We start from the raw sequence: 585 nt of genomic DNA, 5'->3' as shown, positions 1-585 counted from the left end.
ACATCAAAACCGCACATTGCCGCAAACCGTCGAGTCGGTATCGCAGTTCAATCACGCGCATTTGTGGGATTACCTAGTCGAAGAAGTATTCGACCTGCTCGATCACGAAACTCGTCACTTCTTGATGCAAGTGTCCGTGCTGGATCACTTTAACGATGAACTGGTATTTGCCCTCACTCAACGCGAAGACGCGCTGGGCCTGATTGAATCGCTTAACCGTTACGGCTTGTTCATTTATCCACTTGAAGGCGAGCATAACTGGTTCCGCTTCCACAACTTGTTTGGCGAGTTCTTGTCTCACGAGCGTCAAGCACGTATTCCTCAACAAGAAAAAGATCTTCACCGCAATGCTGCGGTCGCTTGGTTACAACAAAAATCGCCACACCAAGCCATTCATCACGCACAAAAGTCCAACGATAAAGACTTAGTCGTTGAGATTTTGAATGAATTCGGTTGGAAGATGTTCAACCAAGGCGAATTAAGCACACTCGAGCATGCCATCAATAAGTTGGATGCAGAGCTGCTATTTAGCCACCCTAAATTGACGATGTTACGTGCATGGTTAGCGCAGAGCCAACACCGATA

Annotated in this window: 1 pseudogene; it reads left to right on the top strand. The window is 47.2% G+C overall.

The features are described 5' to 3' along the window. A pseudogene (locus tag R7190_RS29175) lies at positions 1–585 on the top strand (transcriptional regulator MalT); the annotation flags it as partial.

Source organism: Vibrio sp. 1078-1, from assembly GCF_033340475.1.
This window is presented reverse-complemented; position numbering and strand designations above follow the sequence as displayed.